This is a genomic window from Bacillus sp. MMSF_3328, assembly GCF_030733525.1.
GTDB classification, from domain to species: domain Bacteria; phylum Bacillota; class Bacilli; order Bacillales; family Cytobacillaceae; genus Bacillus_AB; species Bacillus_AB infantis.
This window is the reverse complement of the sequence record NZ_JASHIV010000004.1, coordinates 282461-304271: the sequence shown is the minus strand read 5'-3', so window position 1 is coordinate 304271 and position 21811 is coordinate 282461. Positions and strand designations below refer to the sequence as shown.

Annotated in this window: 21 protein-coding genes; 6 read left to right on the top strand and 15 right to left on the bottom strand. The window is 48.1% G+C overall.

The features are described from left to right. Positions 1-86: 86 nt before the first annotated feature. Both RBB45_RS10115 and RBB45_RS10110 read right to left on the bottom strand, forming a co-directional pair. Positions 87-221: an RAxF-45 family protein gene (locus RBB45_RS10115; RefSeq protein ID WP_306009512.1), complete on the bottom strand. Its 135-nt coding sequence runs from the start codon at positions 219-221 to the stop codon at positions 87-89. Positions 222-247: 26 nt separating this feature from the next. Continuing rightward, the gene (locus tag RBB45_RS10110) at positions 248-382 is read right to left on the bottom strand and encodes a hypothetical protein (RefSeq protein ID WP_009792224.1); all 135 of its coding nucleotides are present in this window, start codon (positions 380-382) and stop codon (positions 248-250) included. Between the two features lie 108 nt (positions 383-490). On the opposite strand from RBB45_RS10110, the gene RBB45_RS10105 reads away from it, so the two are divergent. After that, positions 491-1210: a tryptophan-rich sensory protein gene (locus tag RBB45_RS10105; RefSeq protein ID WP_306009511.1), complete on the top strand. Its 720-nt coding sequence runs from the start codon at positions 491-493 to the stop codon at positions 1208-1210. 576 nt (positions 1211-1786) lie between these two features. Here the strand turns inward: RBB45_RS10105 and RBB45_RS10100 are convergent. The 5 genes from RBB45_RS10100 to RBB45_RS10080 all read right to left on the bottom strand — a co-directional run bounded on the left by RBB45_RS10100 (position 1787) and on the right by RBB45_RS10080 (position 5333). After that, positions 1787-2419 (bottom strand): response regulator transcription factor, encoded by a 633-nt coding sequence (locus RBB45_RS10100; RefSeq protein WP_009792227.1) that lies wholly within the window; start codon positions 2417-2419, stop codon positions 1787-1789. Continuing rightward, complete coding sequence (locus tag RBB45_RS10095; protein ID WP_009792228.1) at positions 2412-3455, bottom strand: sensor histidine kinase; 1044 nt, start codon at positions 3453-3455, stop codon at positions 2412-2414. Before RBB45_RS10095 ends, RBB45_RS10100 begins: the two co-directional genes overlap by 8 nt. After that, positions 3452-4192 carry a cell wall-active antibiotics response protein LiaF gene (liaF, locus tag RBB45_RS10090; RefSeq protein ID WP_009792229.1) on the bottom strand — a complete coding sequence of 247 codons (741 nt, stop codon included), beginning with the start codon at positions 4190-4192 and terminating at the stop codon, positions 3452-3454. The genes RBB45_RS10095 and liaF overlap by 4 nt, the downstream gene beginning before the upstream one ends. A gap of 124 nt (positions 4193-4316) precedes the next feature. Then, the gene (locus RBB45_RS10085) at positions 4317-4964 is read right to left on the bottom strand and encodes a PspA/IM30 family protein (RefSeq protein WP_148973405.1); all 648 of its coding nucleotides are present in this window, start codon (positions 4962-4964) and stop codon (positions 4317-4319) included. A gap of 24 nt (positions 4965-4988) precedes the next feature. Continuing rightward, positions 4989-5333, bottom strand: coding sequence for a lmo0954 family membrane protein (locus RBB45_RS10080; protein WP_009792231.1), 345 nt, complete (start codon positions 5331-5333; stop codon positions 4989-4991). Between the two features lie 211 nt (positions 5334-5544). On the opposite strand from RBB45_RS10080, the gene RBB45_RS10075 reads away from it, so the two are divergent. After that, a complete protein-coding gene (locus RBB45_RS10075) occupies positions 5545-6045 on the top strand; it encodes a hypothetical protein (RefSeq protein WP_253616246.1) in 501 nt (166 codons plus the stop codon). A 15-nt stretch (positions 6046-6060) separates the two neighbouring features. Here the strand turns inward: RBB45_RS10075 and shc are convergent, their stop codons facing one another. Continuing rightward, positions 6061-7947 (bottom strand): squalene--hopene cyclase, encoded by a 1887-nt coding sequence (shc, locus tag RBB45_RS10070; RefSeq protein ID WP_306009510.1) that lies wholly within the window; start codon positions 7945-7947, stop codon positions 6061-6063. 148 nt (positions 7948-8095) lie between these two features. On the opposite strand from shc, the gene RBB45_RS10065 reads away from it, so the two are divergent. After that, positions 8096-8248, top strand: a complete 153-nt coding sequence (locus RBB45_RS10065; protein ID WP_009792235.1) for a hypothetical protein — start codon at positions 8096-8098, stop codon at positions 8246-8248. Between the two features lie 293 nt (positions 8249-8541). On the opposite strand, the gene RBB45_RS10060 is transcribed toward RBB45_RS10065, so the two are convergent. From RBB45_RS10060 to RBB45_RS10030, 7 genes are all read right to left on the bottom strand, one after another. Next, positions 8542-9351 (bottom strand): Fpg/Nei family DNA glycosylase, encoded by an 810-nt coding sequence (locus RBB45_RS10060; RefSeq protein WP_306009509.1) that lies wholly within the window; start codon positions 9349-9351, stop codon positions 8542-8544. Between the two features lie 59 nt (positions 9352-9410). Next, the gene (locus RBB45_RS10055) at positions 9411-10313 is read right to left on the bottom strand and encodes a phosphotransferase (RefSeq protein WP_306009508.1); all 903 of its coding nucleotides are present in this window, start codon (positions 10311-10313) and stop codon (positions 9411-9413) included. A gap of 90 nt (positions 10314-10403) precedes the next feature. After that, positions 10404-11018 carry a YflT domain-containing protein gene (locus RBB45_RS10050; RefSeq protein ID WP_009792239.1) on the bottom strand — a complete coding sequence of 205 codons (615 nt, stop codon included), beginning with the start codon at positions 11016-11018 and terminating at the stop codon, positions 10404-10406. Positions 11019-11115: 97 nt separating this feature from the next. Continuing rightward, positions 11116-12300, bottom strand: a complete 1185-nt coding sequence (locus RBB45_RS10045) for a Ger(x)C family spore germination protein (protein ID WP_009792240.1) — start codon at positions 12298-12300, stop codon at positions 11116-11118. Beyond that, positions 12297-13889 (bottom strand): spore germination protein, encoded by a 1593-nt coding sequence (locus RBB45_RS10040; RefSeq protein WP_306009507.1) that lies wholly within the window; start codon positions 13887-13889, stop codon positions 12297-12299. Before RBB45_RS10040 ends, RBB45_RS10045 begins: the two co-directional genes overlap by 4 nt. Beyond that, positions 13883-15001: a GerAB/ArcD/ProY family transporter gene (locus RBB45_RS10035; protein WP_306009506.1), complete on the bottom strand. Its 1119-nt coding sequence runs from the start codon at positions 14999-15001 to the stop codon at positions 13883-13885. Before RBB45_RS10035 ends, RBB45_RS10040 begins: the two co-directional genes overlap by 7 nt. Beyond that, positions 15001-15252 (bottom strand): hypothetical protein, encoded by a 252-nt coding sequence (locus RBB45_RS10030; RefSeq protein ID WP_009792243.1) that lies wholly within the window; start codon positions 15250-15252, stop codon positions 15001-15003. The genes RBB45_RS10035 and RBB45_RS10030 overlap by 1 nt, the downstream gene beginning before the upstream one ends. A 211-nt stretch (positions 15253-15463) precedes the next feature. Between RBB45_RS10030 and RBB45_RS10025 the strand changes: the two genes are divergently transcribed. The 3 genes from RBB45_RS10025 to RBB45_RS10015 all read left to right on the top strand — a co-directional run bounded on the left by RBB45_RS10025 (position 15464) and on the right by RBB45_RS10015 (position 21766). Further along, a complete protein-coding gene (locus tag RBB45_RS10025; RefSeq protein ID WP_094768142.1) occupies positions 15464-16987 on the top strand; it encodes an FAD-dependent oxidoreductase in 1524 nt (507 codons plus the stop codon). A 414-nt stretch (positions 16988-17401) separates the two neighbouring features. Continuing rightward, entirely contained in the window at positions 17402-19939 is a 2538-nt protein-coding gene (locus tag RBB45_RS10020) for a glycoside hydrolase family 31 protein (RefSeq protein WP_129613975.1), read from the top strand. Positions 19940-19999: 60 nt separating this feature from the next. After that, entirely contained in the window at positions 20000-21766 is a 1767-nt protein-coding gene (locus tag RBB45_RS10015) for a glycoside hydrolase family 66 protein (RefSeq protein WP_306009505.1), read from the top strand. Positions 21767-21811: the final 45 nt, after the last annotated feature.

The following is a 21811-nucleotide window of genomic DNA, read 5'->3' as shown; positions in this document are numbered from 1 at the left end:
TAGCAGGACAAAGCCAAAAAAAAGGGGAGCATCCATAAGAAGCTCCCCTTTTGCCCGTTCATAAATAAGCGGATCAGAGATGTTTCTCACCGTTTTGTTTTCCATATGAATCTGCTGAAAATGGACAGACTTGTCCCGTTAACAGCAGCTTCATGAAAAATTGCACGGCAGATCGACAGGTATGACATCCAGTCTCCGCGCAGCAAAACAGCGTTATTCATCTCTTCTCCACCTCCCTTTGTTATAGTTAGCTATATTTTACCGTTGTCAGAATCATTTTGCAAGCCTGATTATTAGGGGTATACATTCCCTTGTGCAGCAGTAGCTGACCGGCCACACCCGGCTGGAGCATGATATTGAGGGCTTTTTCATTCTTTTGCATAGATCAGCGCTCTCCCCAGTGGTTATCTTCTCCCTCTGTGAGGAATAAGGTAAATAGGCAGCTGGTGCCTGCCACCATGCTCAATTTATAGAGAGAGGAGAAATATTGATGCTTCGTGCCATCCTGCATGTTATTTTCTTTTTACTTGTTGTGGGCGTTAATATACTGGCAAATGCGCTTCCCTTGAATGGGCAGACCACCGGGGAAATCTCGAACCGGCTCGGTGTGCTGTTCACCCCTGCCGGCTATGTATTTTCAATATGGGGACTTATTTATATACTGCTGGGGATCTGGGTACTGAGGGAATTTCCAAAGGACCGGCGGAACCTTCCGCTTTATGAAAATACCAGCTTGTTCTTTATCCTCAGCTGCCTGCTGAACAGCGCGTGGATTTTTGCCTGGCATTATGAATTCTTCCTTGTATCAGTCCTGCTGCTGATCGGACTTCTGCTAACTTTGATCTTTCTTTATGTCCGTCTGCAGGCTGCCAGCCCATCCTTCTTCGACAGGCTGCCCTTCTCCGTTTATCTCGGCTGGGTCAGCGTCGCAGTCATTGCAAATATCAGCTATTATCTCGAGTATATCGGCTGGGACGGTTTCGGCCTGCCGGATGCCGCCTGGACAATCATCATGCTCTGCGTCGCTTCAGCCCTAGCCATCATATTCCGGATCAAAAACAGCGACCCCGTATACCCGCTCGTCTTTGTCTGGGCCTTCATCGGCATCGCCGTCAGGAACTGGGATGAACATGCTGCAGTATCTTACACAGCGCTGGGATTGGCAGCGGTTATATTGGTTTTTGCAGTCATTCCTTTTAAGAGGGATTGATGAAAACTCCTGCCCGGTGGTGGGCAGGAGTTTTTCGGCTATAGGGAGACTAGTGTACAAGGGAGTTAAGAATTCCCATAAAATTATAGAGCCCTGTTGATTGCAGTGGAAGGCACGAAGACTCTTGCGGGAAGTAGCGGCAGGGCTGAGACCCCGCAGCGCGCAAGCGTGAGGAGGCTCAGCGTCGCCCCGCGGAAAGCGAAGTGCCTGCAGCGGAAATCAACAGCCCCATTTAGGAGACATCTCATTCATATGGATTGAAGGATTGCCACAAAATTCCGAAGACCTGTTGATTGCAGTGGAAGGCACGAAGACTCCTCATAAAATGCATGCGCATTTTTCTCGTGCGGTGCAATTGCGAAGAAGAGGATTCAACGTCCTGCGGGAAGTAGCGGCAGGGCTGAGACCCCGCAGCGCGCAAGCGTGAGGAGGCTCAGCGCCGCCCCGCGGAAAGCGAAGTGCCTGCAGCGGAAATCAACAGCCCCCATTTATAAGTAAAAGAAGACTGTAAATAAACTCGATGATTTGTTCAAGTTTATCTACAGTCTTCAGCTTTTAAAAAAACAGAATCCCCGGTTAGTTCGCCAGCGAATGCTTAAACGCATAAATCACAGCCTGTGTCCGGTCCTGGACCTGAAGCTTGCTGAGGATATTGCTGACATGCGTCTTCACTGTCTTTAAGGCAATAAAAAGCTCATCCGCAATTTCCTGGTTCGTCTTCCCTTCTGTCATCAGCAGCAGGATTTCCATTTCCCTGCTCGTGAGCTCTTCATGGGGAAGCACAGTCTGCTTCTGCCGCATTTTCACCATCATTTTCCCTGTAACCTCAGGCTCAAGCACCGATTGGCCATGGAAAGTAGCACGGACCGCATCGGCAATCTCGCTTGCCTTGGACGTTTTCAGCATATAGCTGGAAGCACCTGCTTCCAGTGCAGGATAGACCTTTTCATCGTCCAGGAAGCTTGTGACGATAATCACCTTCGCTTCCGGCCACGCTTCAATGATTCCACGTGTTGCCTCGATTCCGTCCATTTCCTTCATGACCAGGTCCATCAGGATAATATCCGGCCGGAGCTCAAGGGCCAGATCAATCGCTGTCCGGCCGTTGTCAGCTTCCCCGATCACCTCGATATCCGGCTGGGCGGAAAGATAGGAAGATACACCGATCCTAACCATTTCATGGTCATCAACAAATAATACTTTAATCATTCTCTTCACCCTCACTCTTCATCATAGGCACCTTCACTTCGAGGCGCGTTCCTTTATTTTTGAGGCTGATGATTTTCAGGGAGCCGCCGATCTCCACTGCCCGTTCATACATATTCTGCATCCCATAAGAGCCTGCCTTCGTTTCCTCGACGTCAAATCCGATCCCATCATCGGCAATCCGCATGATGATCAGCCCGTCCCTCTGGATCAGCAGCACTTCAAGCTGGGTCGACTTGGCATGGCGCAGCGTATTGGAGACAGATTCCTGGAGGATCCGGAACAGATGGTCCTCGACTCCTTTATCCATCAAAAACTCTTCAACCTTCCACTGGATTTTCATGGTGACTTTCTGGGAGAGCTCAAGCAGCAGCTCTTCTATGCCCTCCTGCAGTGTTTTTCCCTTCAGGGCGGCCGGACGCAGATGGAGGAGCAGGGCGCGCATCTCAAGCTGTGATTGATGGATCATCGCTTCGACCATCTTCAGCTGCTTGGTTTCCCTGTCTTCCTGGCTCCGTGTTTCATTGATGGCAGACATCAGCATGGAGGCCGCGAACAGCTGCTGGCTCACAGAGTCATGAAGCTCGCGCGCCAGCCGGTTGCGCTCCTGGGAAATGATTTCCTGGATCCGGCTTTCCAGATCCTCTGCCTTTTCTGTCGCAAGCTTCTGCGAAATCTTTGCCTGCTCCGAAATCTGCCGCTGGATTTTGCCTACCCTCATCCATAGGGGCTGGAGCTCTGAAGGGGTGTTATCATCATGAAGGCTGATGGCCCTGCCTTCCTCCAGCTGGTAAAGCCAGTCGTCAACCGTCTGGAGCTGTTTTTTCCTGTAGATGCCGGATACAAGCCCAGAGAGAATGCCGATTGCCGCACAGATGCTTGCTGCAAACAGGAGAAAGGGAATATCCATGATCTCCCGTTCCCAAAGCCCGCTCCAATCGGCCAGCGGAAAGACGGTAAAATAGGAAACGCCAAGAAAGATGGACACAAGGAGAGCAACCGACAGTCCTAACGCAATCTGCCGCTGGATTGTCTTCATACACGCTTCACCTCGATATCCCCAACAAGGAGCGAAGTAAAGATCTTAATCTTCTGCTCTGCTTCTTCATAGCCTGGTGTTTTGAACTGCAGTGTCTGATTGAACATCTGCGGCTCTCGTTTATCAAAAATACCGGCAGATCCGGCAATCACAGAATGATACACATTCACTTCGAGATCATACGGAACAAGGATCTGTATATTACCGATAAAATTGCGGATGAATATGACCGTCTCCCCTTTTGGGAGCACCGTATAGCTCAAATCGATGATCGTATCGCCGATGCCGGCCTGGATATTGATGTCGCTCCATTCATATACATGCTCAGGCGTTTTCTGCCGCCCGAACAGAATGTTTTCAAAAAGCGGGCGCCCTTTGATGATCTCTTCACTCGGCTTTGAATCAAAAGGATCTGCTTCCTTGATGACCGGCCTGATACGGTCGGCGTCCCGTTTGGACTGCGCATATTGGATGACAAAATGGATCAGGATGGCCAGCAGGAAAAATTTGAAGGTCATCATATTGAAGACACTGATGACAAAGAAGGCAAGTCCTGCCCAGAAGAGGATTTTTCCGGAGCTGTGGGGAAGGCGTTTCCTTCCGAAATACACCATTCCAATCGAAACCAGAAGGGAGAAAATCAGCCCGTGATTAAAAAAAGATACCTCCAGAAAAAGGACAAGGGCACCAAGCAATAGAATCCAGCTGATATATTCGCTTTTGATTTTTTTAAGCATTGATCATTTCCTCCCTTCATGATGACTGGCGCATGATGTACGCGATTCTCTATTGTAAGCTGTTTCAGCATAATGGCGAAAAAAGGCGCAGGAACTCTACGCCTCTTTAGAATACCAGTTTGTTTTATGAAATAGAATGAGTTTCTTTCTTTTTCATATCTTTTTCAAGCTGGGCGATTTTTGAATCGATTGTGCTCTGATAGTAGGCATCGTTCACCTTCTGCTCAAGCCGGTCAAGATATGACTCGATATTTTCAAACCTTGATTCAGCTTTGCCTGATTGGGAGCTGCTGTCAATCACCTGGTCCATCTTGCGGTTGGCCCTGGTCACATTTTCCCTTCCCATGAGCTCAAGGCGGCGGATATGCATATCCTTCAGCTTATGCTTCATATCTTCATATTTTCTTTCCAGCTCAACCAGCTGCTGGGAAGCCTGCTCGAGGGCCTGCTTCAGCCTTACAGCCCGCTCTTCATATTGAAGCTGTTCCTGGACTGCAAATTGGGATAATTCTGTCTCCCCTGCCTCTGAAGCAACTTCTGCCTGGCGCTTGCGCTTTTCAGCCAATTCAGCCGCTCCCTTATATTCTTTTGCAAATTCCTCTTTCAGAGAATACTGGCGCTCAAGGAGCTTGCGGACTTTCTCTGTTTCCTGCTCGCATTGGCGCAGGTACTGGTTAAGAAGTGATACCGGATTCTTCTGCTCTTTCTGGTCCATTGCCTCGTGCAGATCTGCCATGATGGTATTTTTCAGTCTGGTAAATAAGTTTGCCATAATAATCTCCCTTTCGTTTTCAGATTAATATTGATTGATTTTTGACCATTCTTTTTCAAAGTTAGTGAATGGATCCTGGTCTTCTTTGACAAATGTTTTCTTGTCATTCCACTTTTTATAGATCACATAAAGGATGTAAGCAGCGGCAATTCCGAGGATAGCCGGAATATTGGAGGCAGCTGCCGTGAGGGCGAACACCCCGACAATGCCCCAGCCGATTTTTGCCCCTGTTGAATCAGCCTTCAGGAACTGCTTGAATACGAAGTATAGAATCAGCAATGAGATGGCCAGGCCGATCATCGGCCCCAAATTGGATAGAAGCACCAGCCCTGCGATTCCCCCTGCTAAAAGTAAGCCAAATTTTTTCATGTACGTTTCCTCCTTTCATGTTTCCATCTTACCTTTCCAGCCAAAATCCTATAACGAGCCTGAGCTTTATTTTCATATAGGACCTGGGGCTTAGGAGCTGGTCAGACTTTGCGGAAGGCGTAAATATTGGAAGGGGAAAACCTGTTATTGTGCTGGCAGGAAGGGTAGATAAAGGAGGAATTACAATTGAGACAATCAGGAGGACACCAATGTGTTTGGCTTCGATGATTTTGTAAAGTTTATGCAGGCATTTTTTATTGTTTTTCCTATCGTGACACTCATCCATGTGGCCGGACATGTTTTTTTCGCCGGAATCTTTGGAGGGAAGGGCCTTAAAGTCATTATCGGCTGCGGTAAAAGTTTATTTTCTTTTAAATACTTTGAGATAAAGCGGTTCTACTTCTGGTATAGCGGCTGTGAGTTCCAAAGCCTGAAGTACGAAAATAAAATCAGCCTCTCTTTTATATATCTTGGCGGCACACTCTTCAACATGATCAGTATCTTTCTTATCAACTACCTGATCGGCTCAGGCGTACTTGAAGCATCTTTGCTTTGGTACCAATTTATCTATTTCTCTTTTTATTTTGTGTTCTTCGCTCTATTCCCGATGGATTTCCCTGACGGCAATCCAAGTGACGGCAAAGCCTTTTACCGGATTATCAGAGACAAGAAGGTTGATTCTACTGATGATTGCCAATGGAAGGTTGAATAGATAAAGCCCCGGATTTCAGTCCGGGGCTTCACTTTTTTCTATATAATGGCTCAAGGCCAGGAGCGGCCATATACAGCGGTAGCTGTGGTAATGAATATAAAAGAAATTGGCCATCCCCTGACCCATTGGATAATCGGCAGTCCAATCCTTGCGCTTGCCTTCCCTCACCAGGAAGGCAGCCCCTTTCCTTGCTGGCGTGCTATCCGCCATGCCGGCAGCAGCAAGGGCATCAACGGCCCATGCGGTCTGGGTGAGGGTGCTTTCCTTCAGCGGGATATACTTTTTCTCCATATCGCTCCGGCAGGATTCTCCCCAGCCGCCATCTTCATTCTGGATGGACAAAAGCCAGTCGATCCCTTTTTTCATGCTTTTATCCTCTAATGTGACACCAACAGCCGCCATTCCGGTTACTGCCGCCCAGGTTCCGTATATATAGCAGATTCCCCAGCGGCCATACCAGGATCCATTCGGTTCCTGATGCTTTTTGAGCCACTTGACCGCTTTTTTGATAGGCGGAAGAGAAGCATCCGAATAGCCGGCCTTGCCAAGGAATTCAAGAGTCCTCCCCGTCAGGTCGGCAGTTGAGGGATCGGTCAGGATAAACTCTGCTCCCTGGATGGGAAGGAGATGCAGCAGCTTCTTATCGACATTCCTTTCAAACGCAGGCCAGCCCCCGTCCCTGTTCTGCATAGACAGTGTCCAAAGAAGACCCTTTTTCCATATATCATCATAATGCGGCTTTTCCCGGGCAGGCTGGTAAAGGCTTCTCAGGGCGGCGGTTGTGTCATCCACATCAGGATTGATTGTATTGAAACGCGAAAATCCCCAGCCGCCCGGCTCTGCCTTTGTATTATGGACAATCCAGTCCCCAAACCGGCGATGCTGCTGGCCCGCCAGATACTGGTTGGCTTTTTGGATGGCATTCTCTTTCGGAGGGACGCCTGCTTCCTGAAGGGCATGGCTGATCAGTGCTGTATTCCAGACAGCAGCCGTTGTATATTGAATATGCGTACGGCCGTCGGCTTTTACAGTCATCCGCTTCAAGCCGGCAACAGCATTTCTGATCGCGGGTTCCTCCGGGCCGCCTCCCAATGCCAGCAGAGCAAAAATCATATAAAATGTGCTGCTGAAATAATTATAAAGCGTCCCGTCCGGCTCTGTATGCGACTGCATATATTCCCTCGCTTTTTCTATCGACCATGCCCGGATCTGACGCGGAATGCCCACAAGCGCCTTAACCCCGGCGGCAAGAAAAGAAGTTAAGCTCCTCCATTCTGCACTCCTCAGCTCCGGCCATGGATCATCATCATCCCTGACGGATAAATCGCCAAGATCCGGGCTCAAGGCCGTCTTTCTGCTGAATTTTTTATTGCCCAGAAGAATGACCGGAATCAGATTGGAGCGGCCAAAGACCGAAATATCATACATATTGAGCGGAAAGCTTCTCGGCAGGAGGATCACTTCCATCGGGACCGGAAAAAGAATGGGCCATGGATACTGCCCTGTCAAGGCAAGCATGATTTTCGTATACATTCCTGCCTTCTTCAGGCCCCCTCCTTTTGTAATAACCCTTCTTGCCTTCACCAGAGCAGGATGATTTTTCTCATAATACCCTGAGTAGAGGAGCGCGTAATAGGCCTCAATCGTTAGTGAAAGGCTCCCTTCATAATGGTCATGGAAAAGCCGCCATGCCCCGTCCTTTCCCTGCCGGCTCAGGATTCCCTTTGCCAGCTCTTTGATCAGCTCTTCCTCATCCTCTTCCTCAAGCATCCGCAAAAGGACAATCATATAAATATCGGTCATGCACCCTGTATCAAAAGGATGATTCCAGGAACCGTCCGGTGTCTGCTCACTTAAAAGCTGCTGCTTTAACCGTTCAATTTCGCTTTTCACCAGCTGCATGCAGCCCGCCCCCTTATTTCTATTCTTCATAAATATGTATTCAGGAGAAGCCTGTCAGATTCTGAAGCAGCTTATGGCCGATAGGCAATATCTTTCATGCCCCTGCATATAGTTCAGTGAGGACAACTATAAGAAAGGGGGAGGACATATGCTTCTTTCATGGATCATTACTGCCGGCTTTATCCTTTGCCTGGGGCTAGTTGGCGGCATGTTCATCCATTATCTGCGTGCCGCCATGCACACCCATGATTCTGTTACGGTCGACCCGGCGCCGGAGGAAACTAGTGAGGAAATCAAATAAAGGGGCAGCTCGACATATGGTCCAGCGCCGAGCTGGATGATGCAGGTCTTCAGGGCGGCGAAATAGGCTGTAAGCTGGACTTGGTAGATTATCTTTTCATTTGATTAAAAAAGAAGGAAATTCGGTAGATTATTCCGCGAATTGATCGAAAAAATCTTTAAGCTGGTAAATTAACCGGCTCATCAATTAGAAAACGCCAGCCTGCCTTAAAAATCGGGCCGCCAATTCATGTAAAAACATAAAAAGCCCAAGGACCTCCTCCCTGGGCTATTTTTACGCATATAAAAAAGAATTCACGACTGGCAGCCTGGACAATAAAAGGTTTTCCGTGATGAAATTTCTTCCTTTACGATCTGTGAGCCGCAGCGGAGGCAGCTTTCCCCTTTTCTGTCATATACCATGCAGCGTTCATTATAACCGCCGGTTATCAGATCGCCTTTAAAAAGCGGCTCATCCATATAGCCTCCGCTCTGGATTGCGTTTGCAAACACTGTTTTTATTGCCGAATACAGTCTGCTCTTCTCCATTTCGCTGAGCTCCTCGATTTTCCTCATCGGCAAAAGCCCGGCCTGGTGGCAGATTTCATCTGAATAGCAGTTGCCGATTCCTGCAATGAAATGCTGATTCACAAGCGATGTCTTGAGCATTCCGCGCTTTTTCTCCAATAACTGGGCAAATGAGGCTGCCGTAAATCCAGGATCCAGAGGCTCGGGTCCAAGTTCTTCAAAATCTTTCTCGAGCTCCTCAGCAGAAAGCAGATGCAGGTAGCCGAGCCGCAGGCCGATGAAGTACAGCTTCCGGCTGCCAAATGACAGGATCACCTGCTTTGTCCTGTCAGGATTATCTTCGTCATTGCCAAGATACATCCATCCTCCAAGCATCAGATGGAGGAGAAGATTTTTTCCGGAGCTGAGCCGGAAGATCAGATGCTTTGCGCGCCTATCGATGCTTGTGATTGTGCTGTTCTGCACCTGCCTGGTAAATTCTGCCGGCGGAACATTGATAGATTTTTCTCTGTTGATTTCGGCCTCTGTGATCATAAGCCCCGTCAGCTGACGGCCCAGCAGCTGGCGGTAGGTTTCCATTTCAGGAAGCTCGGGCATAAGATGGCCCCCTTTCATATAACTAGTATGAAATGAAAAGGGGATCTTCATGTACCGGTTCAGTCAGCCAGCGCCAGGGCCAGGCTGTCACTTGCAGCGCCAACTAGAACTGCATCCCCGCGGTCATGGGCATATACCGCAAGCAGCAAGGCTGTATAGATGCCTTTGAATCTTGCGAGATCCCTTGCTTCGGGCCCAGGTTCTCCATATGCCCCAAAAAACTCTTCCCTGGCATCCGGCCGGAGATAGCTGTACGCAATGGAAAGGTCAATGCTCGGATTGCCGAGATGAACATCGCCCCAGTCAATGATTCCGCTGATTTCCCCTTCAGGATCGGCCAGGATATTTCTTATATGCAGATCGCCGTGCACAAGAACTGGATCACATTCCACTTTTATGGGTATGGCTTTTTTGATATAAGAAAAAAGGCTTTCTTCCTCCTTAAGGATTCCAGCCGCTTTCCCTTTTTCTGCGTACTCTTCCATCTTCACGAGCCTTGTTTCCATATCAAGCCTGTTGTATGTATCAAACGGGACGCCAAGTTCCTTAGCTCTTTTAACGGGAAAAGAGTGGTGCTGTTTCAGGAATTCAGCCAGCCTGATGGCCGACTTCGTCCCGCCCGGCCCGGCTGGAGCTGATCCGCTGATTTTTCTGTATCCGGAAAAAAACCACGGATAGCCTTTATCAGGTTTTCCGCTAAATACCGGCACAGGATAATCGACTCCGGCAGCAATTCGGAGCTCAGGCAGTATCCGGCTTTCTGTCTTCAACAGCTCTTCTGCTGCCGCTTTCCGCGGAAAGCGGAATACATATTCATCATTGACTAAAAACACTCTGTTATCAAAGCCTTCTCCAAAGTGCTCCACCTCAGCAGGCGCCAATTCGGGAAACTGGCTCAACAGGAGTTCCCTCGCCTCAAGGGGAGCAATGGACACTTCTCCATTCCATAGCTGATTCTGCATATAGATCCCCCTTTTTTCTTAGTTATACTACTGGCCGCTCCGTTTTTCAACATAAGGAAAAAGGCACCCTTTGCAGCGGGTGCCCTTTCTTTAATACATTTTATTGTTGTCGACCTTCATTCTGTCTTTTACAATTTCCGGGTCATCTGAGACAGGCGACCTTGTCCCTTGAGGGGGAACATAGACGTTGTCGACCGGCATAACTGGTTCATTGTCCGGCATGCCAGCTTCACCAGGATTCATTTTCTGCTCACGCAGCTTGTCCGATCTGCCGTCAACAAACACCAGTATTTTGCCTTCCTTGATTTGGCCGCTGTAATGCTCGGCATCATCTTCCGGAATCCCCATACCGACGAGGGCTCCTGTAAGCCCTCCAAGTCCGGCTCCGGCAGCTGCCCCTGTGAGCGCTCCTGCAAGGGGTCCTGCGGCGAGCACCGGACCGATGCCCGGGATGGCAAGGGCTCCGGCTCCTGCCAGCAGTCCTGCAAGTCCGCCGAGCGTACCTCCGGCAGCAGCTCCGGCAGCAAGGCCTTCTTCCGCCTTCGTCCCTGTCTGCTCTGTTACTGCTTCCACGTCATCATCATTTTTCCCTACCACTGAAATATCCTTTGTGTCATAGCCTTGGGCCCTTAATTCCTCTACAGCTTCAATGGCTTCACTTTGTGTATCATAAACGCCTACTATATGCTTCTGTTCTTCTGCCATTATCTTTTGCCTCCTTAATTAGCTAAGATAAATAGACAAGCTTTTCAGGCGAGCCTATAGAGTGATTTTACCCGCAGGCGCATCCTGTAAACATCAGCTAGTTGGTCTCTGATAAGAATGATTTGGTTCTGATCCCCGTCCTTCTCATTTTAATGAGAGCGGTCACCTCGACATCCGCCTCAGAAAAGTATTGGTCCCAATCGGCTTCTATCTCGTGGAAGTGTTTATAATCTTTTCTTCTGACCACATCACCGAATCCGAAGATATCTGCTTTGTCTTCTTTTTGCACTCTTCTGATAGTATCTGCAACGATTTTTTCAATGTGGTTCTCTGTCTTCTCCTCATAATCTTCATAAGTTGATACAGAGTCGACTGAATCAGCGCATTGGGTGCCCTCCAAATAACTCTCCCCTCTTATGTCGATCTTAACTTTCGCCTTGCCGTCCTCAATCCTTGCTTTTGTCTTTGTTGTTGTATTATAGATTCTGATGTCGATGTAGCGGTTTTCCCCGCAGCTTATTGTTAGGCTTGTACTCTTAATCTTGTCCTGTGTCCAGAGGTAATTCCGAGCATCCTCAAGACTTAGAAAACCATCCAGCCTGCCGCCTTCAAAAATTGCAAGCGAATCCAGCACAACCAGCGCATCCGGTGTTACTTTCTTCATATTCTCTACACTCGATCCCTTTTCCGGATCCCCCTTAATGGCAACAGCAGCCATGACCGGCTGCCGGCCAGGGGACGTCCAGGCGCTGATCACATCATTCAGCCTCACGCCGGGGTCGCCTCCCCAGGTTTCTTCCATCGTGTCCAGCTGTGTATGGAGCTTAAGGGAAGTGGACTTTTGGAACTGGTACGTCACCTTCAGCACTTCTTCGGCCCTTACTCCCCTTGAAATTACGATATTAAAATCATCCCGCATCTCCCTATTGCGCTCCAGGTAATCCAGAAACTCCAGCATCCCGTCCTCCGCCACTTCTTCACTGATGATCAAAGTCCTCATATGCGAATAAACCAGGTTTCGCGAAATGCCCTCACTCATTTGGTTCGTCAATTCGGACAGGGAATTCCCTTCCTTCCCATACACAATCGAAGGTGCATTACCGCCGGCAGTCCGGTTATTCAGCTCCGCAGCATTAATGCCTTCTACAGACAGGTAGTATTTTTCATCTTTCCCCTTGTCCACAGCCATACCGGTAATTACGGTAACCTCTGCCAGCTCCTTTTGGTCCCAGCATCCAGTCAGCAGGCAGCACAAAGCCATAACAGCTATGATCTTTTTCAATTCCCATTACCCCCATTCATCGGAGGCGGAGAAGGGGAGCCGGTCTTAGGCTGCTTCTCTTCTTTTTGCGGCTTCAAATAGCTTGGCCTTTTATTCATGCTCCAGAAAGGAAAGCGGAAGAACACATCCTTCTGGCTTTCAATGATAAACGGGGCTACTGGGGCCAGATAAGGAACTCCAAAGGAACGGAGAGCGCTTAAGTGAGCCACCATCAGAACAAGCACAATCAGGACTCCATACAGGCCAAGGAAAGCGGCTGTGATGATCAGCAGGAATCTCAGCAGCCTCGAGGCATTGGCGAAGCTGTATGTGGGTGAAACAAAATTGGCAATGGCTGTGATGGCAACGATAATGACCATAATATTGGATATGATCCCCGCCTCGGCTGCAGCCTGCCCGATGACGAGCGCTCCGACGATCGATACCGTCTGCCCGACAGCGCGCGGCATTCTGACGCCTGCCTCACGCAGGATTTCAAAGGTGATTTCCATCAGCAGAACTTCAATCACAGCCGGGAACGGCACCCCTTCCCGCTGCGCGATTACACTCAAAAGCAGCGTGGTCGGAAGCAGTTCATGATGAAAGGTAAGAATGCCGACATACAGGGAAGGCGTGATAAGTGCAATCATAAACGAAATATAGCGGATAAAACGGATGAATGTGCCCATCAGGAAGTTTTGGTAATAGTCTTCTGAGACGGAAAAAAAGTCGACCAGCACCGCAGGCACGAGCAGCACAAATGGCGTTCCGTCACAAAGGATGGCCACCTTTCCCTCCAGCAGATTGGCCGCTACTGCATCTGGCCTCTCGGTGTTGAGGGCCAACGGAAATAGAGTGGCCGTTTTATCTGCAATCAGTTCTTCAATATTCCCTGTTTCTAAAATCGCGCCCGTATCAATCTTTTTCAGCCGTTTGCGGACCTCCTCGACAATCCCGCTGTCGGCAATATCCTTCATATAACTGATAAAGACCGTTGTGCGCGTGTCATTTCCGATAGTAAATTCCTCAAATTGAAGCCTGGGATTCTTGATCCTCCTGCGGATCAGACTGACGTTTACCGATAAAGTTTCTACAAATCCATCCTTAGGCCCCCTGACGACGGTCTGAGTGCTTGGTTCAGCTATCGACCGGCTTTCCGTGGTGGGAACAGGAATGGAAATGGCCCGGGGTACACCTTTAAAAGCAAGGATAATGCTTCCCGAAAGCATAAAGTCAGTCATTTGCGAGACTGTCTCTACAAGCTTATAGCCTGATCCTCCGAAATGCTCTTTGCCGTAGCCCTTGACATCATCAATGGTTTTTACCTTTGAATCAGGTCCTGGCTCTTTGGCAATTGAATGAATGATTTCCTTAAGCACATTGCTGTCGATCATGGTTTCCAAATAAAAAAGAAGGGCATCAGCCGCTCCGGCCTTGAGTTCTTCAATTTTCAGATCGGCTGAAGCCCCGAAACGGCAGGATAATTCCTCTTTAAGTTCTTCTAGCTCATAGCTGTCAAGGCTCTTATCGCCAGTTTCCTTTTCAGTCTTTTCCTCCCTCTCTTTTTCGACTCTTTTTATGCGGCTGAGTGTTTTAATGCGTTTCAACATTTCACCCCATTTTTCCCGGAACTCTTCCGGCTTCGGTTTTTCCACAGCAAGACAGCCAGGAGGACAGATGGAATGCCGAATTGCATCGGCAAATGAACAAAATAAGGGACTACAACAAGCCCTTCCTCCAGATGGTCGGCAAAATTGACCGAAATCAGTACAGAAAACAGGGACACGACCGCTGACATAGGAAGGGCAAAGTATCGATAGGGCAGCCGGAAAACGTATTCCAGCCCTTTCAGCGCGCCAAAAAGAAAGACCGAGCCTTTTATCAGGATGCCGAGCATCATAATGAAAACGACGAGGGCATCGATCCGCTCAATAAAATTGCCGATGGAAACCTGCCTTGCGGCACTGAGCATCGGAAAATTGGATCGGACCATCGCATCCGAACCGAGCGTCATGACCATCAGAATGGTCGCATGGGTCAGCAGCAGCCCGGCAATCGCTGTTCCCATTAATGAGACTCTTTTGACATATTTGAAGCTGGTGACTTTTCCGAGGATGACCGTAAAGGCGATAAGCTCGCCGAATGGAAATACAAACAGCGAAGGAAAAACAGCTTTGGCCACAGGCATGATGCCCTCGCCAAGGACCGGCTCGATCCGGCTGAATTCCAGGTTTCCGCTTGCCAGCAGGAAAATCGTCAGCAATAGCACAAACAGCACCACATAAGGAGAGAAAATTTCAGATGTCCGCCCAAGCACTTCAATGCCAAGGTAAAGGATATAGCCCATCGTCAAAGCGATGGTAAGGGATATCATTTCAATTGGCGTATTGGGAAGAATGGCAGACGCGATCAGCTCGCCAAAATCCCTCACCACCCTGCTGGATATGTAGAGAAAATAAATGACATATAGTAATGCCATTGGAATGACAAGATAGCGCTTAAAGCAGTGCTCCATGATTTCATAAAGGTTTTTTCCGGGAAGTCGGCTGATCAGGAACCAGTAAAAGTAGACAATTCCCATTCCAAAGCCTGTAGAAATGACCATGGCTATCCAGGCATCCTGCTCTGCGCCTTTGCCGACACCAATGATAATCGCACTGCCGAGCAGGAAATTAATGACCAGCGTCATCAGCTGGCTGAGCGATATACTTTCTTTTAACATCAGCTCCCACTTCCCTTCGACTGTGCTTTTTCAGCTTTTTTATTTTTATAAAGCCTTATGTCGATAAACAGGCTGGAACCCATGCCGAGGAAAAAAACAAACAATGCAATGACCCTTCCTGCAGCGATTTCGGCATAAAAAATATTCAGAATTGCTTCAGTGACTGTACTTTTAAAAACAAATAAATCAAAGAGAAGAGTCAGCACAAACAAGCCTGTGGAAACCAATATAAACGAAAGAGTGACCATCATATCTTCCCATCCATTTTAAAGTTGCATTTCTAGTATTTAAGTTTGCTGCTTATTTTATCCAATAATTCCGTCCCTGCCGCAACTCTTTTTCCTGCGATTATCTTCCGGCCCAAAAGGGTATGAAATTTACAGCAGCTATGCAGAAGAACGAATATGCCCCCCTTGGAAAGGAAAGATTATCTACTAGAAGAAAAACCTGAGGAGGAAAGATATGAATCATTCACAAATGCCGCAGTTTCCGGAACCGTACTGGAGGGAAACCCCGCTCTCATCCTATGAGGCGCTTAATGAAAATATCGAGACTGATGTCGCAATCGTCGGCGGAGGAATTACAGGAATCACCGCTGCCTACCTTCTCGCAAAAGAGGGATTTAAGGTAGCGATCCTTGAAGCAGGAAACGTCCTCAACGGAACAACGGGGCATACAACTGCCAAACTGACCGCCCAGCACGGAGTCATCTATGATGAGCTGATCAGCCACTTTGGGGAAGACAAAACGAAGCTTTATTATCAGGCGAATGCAGAAGCAATCACTTTTGTAAAAAACCTTGTCGAGGAAAAAAAGATCGACTGTGACTTCAGTATCGAGGACGCTTATATCTATGCGGTTTCCGACCAGGCTGCCGGCAAGGTGCAAAAGGAGTATGAAGCCTACCAGAAGCTTGGAATCGACAGCAGCTTTGCTGATAGCATCCCATTTAACATAGACATTAAAGGGGCAGCTGTCATGAAGGGGCAGGCACAATTTCACCCCTTGAAATTCCTGAAGGTGCTTCTTGAGGAATTTACAGCAGCAGGCGGCAAAGTGTATGAAAACACGACAGCTGTCGATATTGAGGAAGGACAGCCTGCCTCAGTTAAAACAAGGAATGGCCAAACCGTTACAGCCAAGCATGTGATTGTCGCCTCACACTTCCCATTCTATGATGGCAAGGGCTTCTATTTTGCGAGAATGGAGCCGGAAAGATCCTATATTGTCGCTGTGAAGACCCGTGAGGAATATCCGGGCGGGATGTACTACAGTGCCGATCAGCCGACACGCTCCCTGCGTTATACACCGGTAAATGGCGAGAAGCTGGTCCTTATCAGCGGTGACAGCCACAAAACCGGGCACGAATCGGATACTCTTAAGCATTACGAGGCTTTGGAGGAATTCGCAGAGGAGGTTATGGGCATAGAGGAGTATCCATACAGATGGTCTGCACAGGATTTAATCACATTGGATAAGATCCCGTATGTTGGCCCAATCACTGAAAATGCCTCGAACATTTATGTTGCCACCGGCTACCGTAAATGGGGGATGACGAACGGAATTGCGGCTGCCCATTTGCTGAATGATTTTATTGCCAAAAAGGAAAGCCCTTATAAGGAAGTATTCACCCCTTCCCGATTTAAAGCCGATCCAAGCATCAAGGAATTCATTAAATTCAATACCGATGTTGCAGGCCAGCTGATTAAAGGGAAGCTCGAATATATCCCTGCCGAGCTCGATGATATTGAACCGGACCACGGTGCACCTGTCATCGTAAATGGCAAAAGGGCCGGGGCCTACCGGGATAAAGAAGGAGCCCTTCATATCGTCGACACCACCTGTACACATATGGGCTGCGAATGTGAATGGAATAATGGCGAACGGACCTGGGACTGCCCGTGCCACGGCTCGCGCTTTTCTTACACAGGAGAAGTTGTCGAAGGCCCGGCAGAAACTCCGCTTAAAAAAATCCAGGGTGAATGATTTGGGAAACTCCTGCGGCTGGCTGCTGCGGGGGCTTTCTGCCTGCCATCGGGTACTGGCTGGGGCTTCAAAAAGATAATCCGGCACTTCTTTTCCACTTCCAACTCCCGCATCAAACAAATTCTACTCTTTCCCTCTTCTCCTCTGTTCCAATCCTTTTTTTACTATATTACAGGATTTGACCCATAAGTCCCCTTTAATATGACAAACTGTAAAGGCTTAGTGTAAAGGATTCATTTTGCATCAATCAGCAAAACGCTTTCACGAAGTGACGCAAACGATTTCACAGCAGCATTTCTGGGGCTTCTGGGTCCAATGACTTCATCTGTTTAGTTGTATATACAAGTATTGACCACCTCCACGTTCTCCTCTAAAGTCAGGTTGTAAAAACTATACAGAATTGGGGAGATACATATGGCAAAGTCCAGGAAAACCCTCCGGATGCTGGCTGCCGCGGCAATCGCTGCCGGTGTCGCACTATCTGCAAGCATACCAGGTGCGCTTGCAGTCACACAGCCTGAGGCTGACACTCCGCTCAAAAAGGAGAACCTTCAGACTCTTTCAGCCAAGAGTGTGAAAAAGCTTAAAAACGGGGTCCAATTCGACCTTGGCGATTATGAAGCATTTATACGTATTTATTCAGAAGACCTTGTCAAAGTTTCTGTCTTAAAGGACGGCCAGAAAGAAGAAGAAACTCCTGCCATTGCAAAGAAGGATTGGAAAACTCCTCTCTTCAGCACTGAAGACGGCAAAAAAGAATATACCATCAAAACCGGCGAGCTGACCATTAAAGTAAGCAAGTCGCCATTCGGGGTGAAATTCCTTGATAAAGAGGGCCAAGTAATCAATGAAGATTATCTTCAAAACGGTGCCTCATCCGGCTATGAAGATGGAAAGCCATATGTTTTCAAGAAAACCGAAAAGGGCGAGAACTTCTACGGCTTCGGCGAACAGGCCGGCCTGAATATGAACCAGCGCGGCGAAAGCATCGGGATGTGGAATACTGATGCTTATGCTTATACAAAGGATACAAAATATGTTTATACAAGCATCCCATTCTTTATGGGCCTGAAAGACAAAAAAGCCTACGGGATCCTTTTTGATAACTCCTACCGCTCTTACTATGAAATGGCAAGCGAGTCAGATGACTATTACTACTTCTATGCCAACGGCGGACCGCTTACCTATTACTTTATGTATGGACCGGAAATTTCGGATGTGCTTGACCGGTATACTGAACTGACAGGCAAAATGGACATGCCAGCCGAATGGACATTGGGACTGCACCAGAGCAAATGGGGCTATACCGCCGATGAAATTACCGATGTGGCCCAAACCTACCGAGATAAAAATATCCCGCTTGATACCATGCATTTTGATATCGATTATATGCAGGGCTACAGGGTCTTCACTTGGGATCAGAAATATAAAGATGCCCTTTCAAAGCTGAAATCAATGGAAGGCTTCCATGCTATTGCCATCAACGACCCTGCGGTCAAGCAGGATGAAAATTACAAAATCTATCAGGAAGGCACTGCCAAAGACTTCTGGGGCAAAAATCCGGATGGCACAAACTTCATTGGCCCAGTTTGGCCTGGCGACTCTGCTTTCCCTGATTTCTCCAAAGAGGAAGTGCGGGACTGGTGGGCCAAAAACCATAACGTCCTGTTCGATGCAGGAATCGACGGCATCTGGAATGATATGAATGAGCCTGCAGTCTTTGTGGATGGCGGAGAGTATAATCATACAATGCCGCTTGATACTTATTTCGGATATGAAGATGACAAAATCATGCACACGGAATACCATAATCTTTATGGCCATGACGAGGCAGAAGCAACATACAATGCCTGGGCCATGCATAAGCCTAATGAGCGTCCGTTTGTCCTGACGCGTGACATGTTTGCCGGCTCCCAGCGCTATGCAGCACTGTGGACAGGAGATAATGAAAGCAATTGGGAGCATCTTCAGATGAGCCTGCCGATGAATATGAACCTAGGCTTATCCGGTGTTTCCTTCGTCGGTAATGATATTGGCGGATTTGCTTCCCGCCCAGATAAAGAACTTTATACACGCTGGATCGAGGTTGGAGCCTTCCTTCCTTTCTCCCGTATCCATTATGATTCAGACGCCAAAGCAGAAGTAAAGCAGGGACAGGAGCCATGGGCATTCGGGCCTGAGGTTGAAGGAATCGCCAAGAAGTATATTGAAATGCGCTACCAGCTGATGCCTTATCTTTATAATGCCTTCAAGGATTCCTCCGAGACAGGCAAGCCGGTCCAGCAGCCGCTTGTTTATCACTACCAGGAAGATGCCAACACATATGACATTGCTGACCAGTTCATGTTCGGCGACTCTATGATGCTTGCCCCTGTCGTAAAAGAAGGACAGACACGCCGCGATGTATATCTGCCAAAAGGCGACACATGGGTGGACTTCTGGACCAAGAAGGAATATAAAGGCGGACAGACAATCAATGTCAGCGCCCCATTAGAGCATCTGCCGATTTTCGTGAAAAAAGACAGCATCATTCCAACACGTGAAGTCCAGCAGTATACAGGAGAAAAGGAACTGACAAACCTGGTGCTCGACACCTATTTGGACAAAGAAGCAAGCTACAGCTTCTATGAAGATGACGGCAAATCACTCGACCATCAGGACGGTGAATTTGATATCACAAACTTTACACTGAATGAAAAACCGAATAAGATCGAATTCACCCAAAAGAAAGAGACTGATAACTACGATTCAGCTCTCCAGCAGGTGACATTGAAGCTTAATAATGAGAAAGCGCCTAAGCGCATCCAGGCAGCCGGCAAGAAATACCGCGCCGTCTTCTCACTGGAAGAAATGACACAAACAAAAGAATCTTATTTTTATGAAACAAACTCAAAAACATTGTATGTAAATGTGCCTGCAGCAGAAGGCAAAAAGGTTCAAATTAAATTCTAAAAGATCTAGGGGGCTAATCTGACAGGGATTAGCCCTTCTTTTTTGAAAGAGGTGATCATATTGAAAGGCAAAGCAGCCATCCTCGGACTTCTGCTGCTGGCGGCGCTTGCCAGCTTCTGCCTGAAAGAAAAGGAAGAGAAAACCACTCATGATGCTCCCTCCCTGCAGGAGTCAAAAGATTTATTTTTCAATCTGCAGACCGATAAAGCCCGCTATAATCCCGGGGACTCTGTCCAATTTTCAATAAAAGCAGAGGCTGGGAGCACGGTGGAGGTCACCTATTATCATCTTGGCCGCCCATTGGACACAGTGGCTGCAGAACTGAAGGCTCCCGGCACCCACAGATGGAGCTGGAATCCTCCGGAAAAGAATTATAAAGGCTACTTGGCCGTCGTATCTGTGGAAAATGGCGGCAGCATACAGACCGAAACAATTGCTGTAGACGTTTCAAGCAGCTGGAGCCGGTTTCCCCGCTACGGGTTTCTGTCTGACTTTGCTGACTCTTCCCCCGAAACAGCTGCCGCTATCATATCCGACTTGAACCGCTATCATCTTAATGGGCTTCAATTCTATGACTGGCATTTTGAGCATCAGGAGCCCCTGAAGATGGAGGATAAGCTGCCGGCGGGCCATTGGGAGGATGTCGCAAACCGCCGCATCTCATTGCAGAAAGTACAGCAGTATATCGGCGAAGCCAAACAGAGGAACATAAAAACCATGGCATATAATCTACTGTACGGATCTTTTGAAGATAACGGCTTGCCCCGTGAATGGCAGCTTTTTAAGGATCAGAGCAGCCCGGAGCCTGACATCCATCCCCTCCCTGGCGGCTGGAAAAGCAATCTGCTGATCATGAATCCCACCAATCCATGGTGGCAGGACCATCTGATAGAACAGCAGAAAATGGTATACCAATACCTGGACTTTGATGGCTGGCATATCGATCAGCTTGGTGACAGGGGAGAAGTTTTTAATGAGCTTGGAGACAGCATCCACCTTGCAGAAAGCTTCCAGCCTTTCCTGGAGAAAATCAAACAGAAGCTGCCTGAAAAAGAGATTGTGATGAATGCCGTGAATCAGTATGGCCAGCCGGCCATCAGCAGAGCAGGTGCTGCGTTTCTGTATACCGAAGTATGGGATCCGTATAAGCATTATGGGGATCTCAAGAAGATACTGGATGAAAATAGGAACCTTACAAATAACGGACAGGCCTCTGTTCTGGCCGCTTATATGAATTACCGTCATTCTGATGAGCAGGGAATGTTTAATGAAGCCGGCGTCCTGCTTACAGATGCTGTTATCTTTTCCAATGGCGGAGCACATCTGGAATTGGGCGAGCATATGCTTTCCAAGGAATATTTCCCTCACAATCAACTTCAGGTGTCCGAAGGCCTTCAGCAAGAAATGGCCAGTTATTATGATTTTTTAACAGCTTATGAGAATATCCTGCGAGATTATACGCGGGACTCTGAGGCAGCGATCATATCCCATGAAGGGCTGCCATTAGCGATGGGAGATCCTGAACAGCAAAAGATCTGGGTGCTGCCGAAAGAATCCGGAAACAGGAAAATCCTCCATTTCATCAACTTCCTGGATGCGGTCCATATGGAATGGCGCGATACAAATGCCGATCAAGCTAAGCCAAAGGAACGGCGGGACCTTACATTTAGTTTAGAGGAAGATCGGAAGGTCAAAAACCTATGGTTTGCCTCCCCTGATATTAAAGGCGGCAGGCCTGAAGAGCTTCCGTTCAGGCAGGAAAACGGGAATGTCATATTCAGCATTCCGTCATTAACCTACTGGGATATGGTGGTTGCTGAATACTAGGACACAGATTCCTGTCCAAAAATAAAAGCGTGCCCGGGCTTTCCG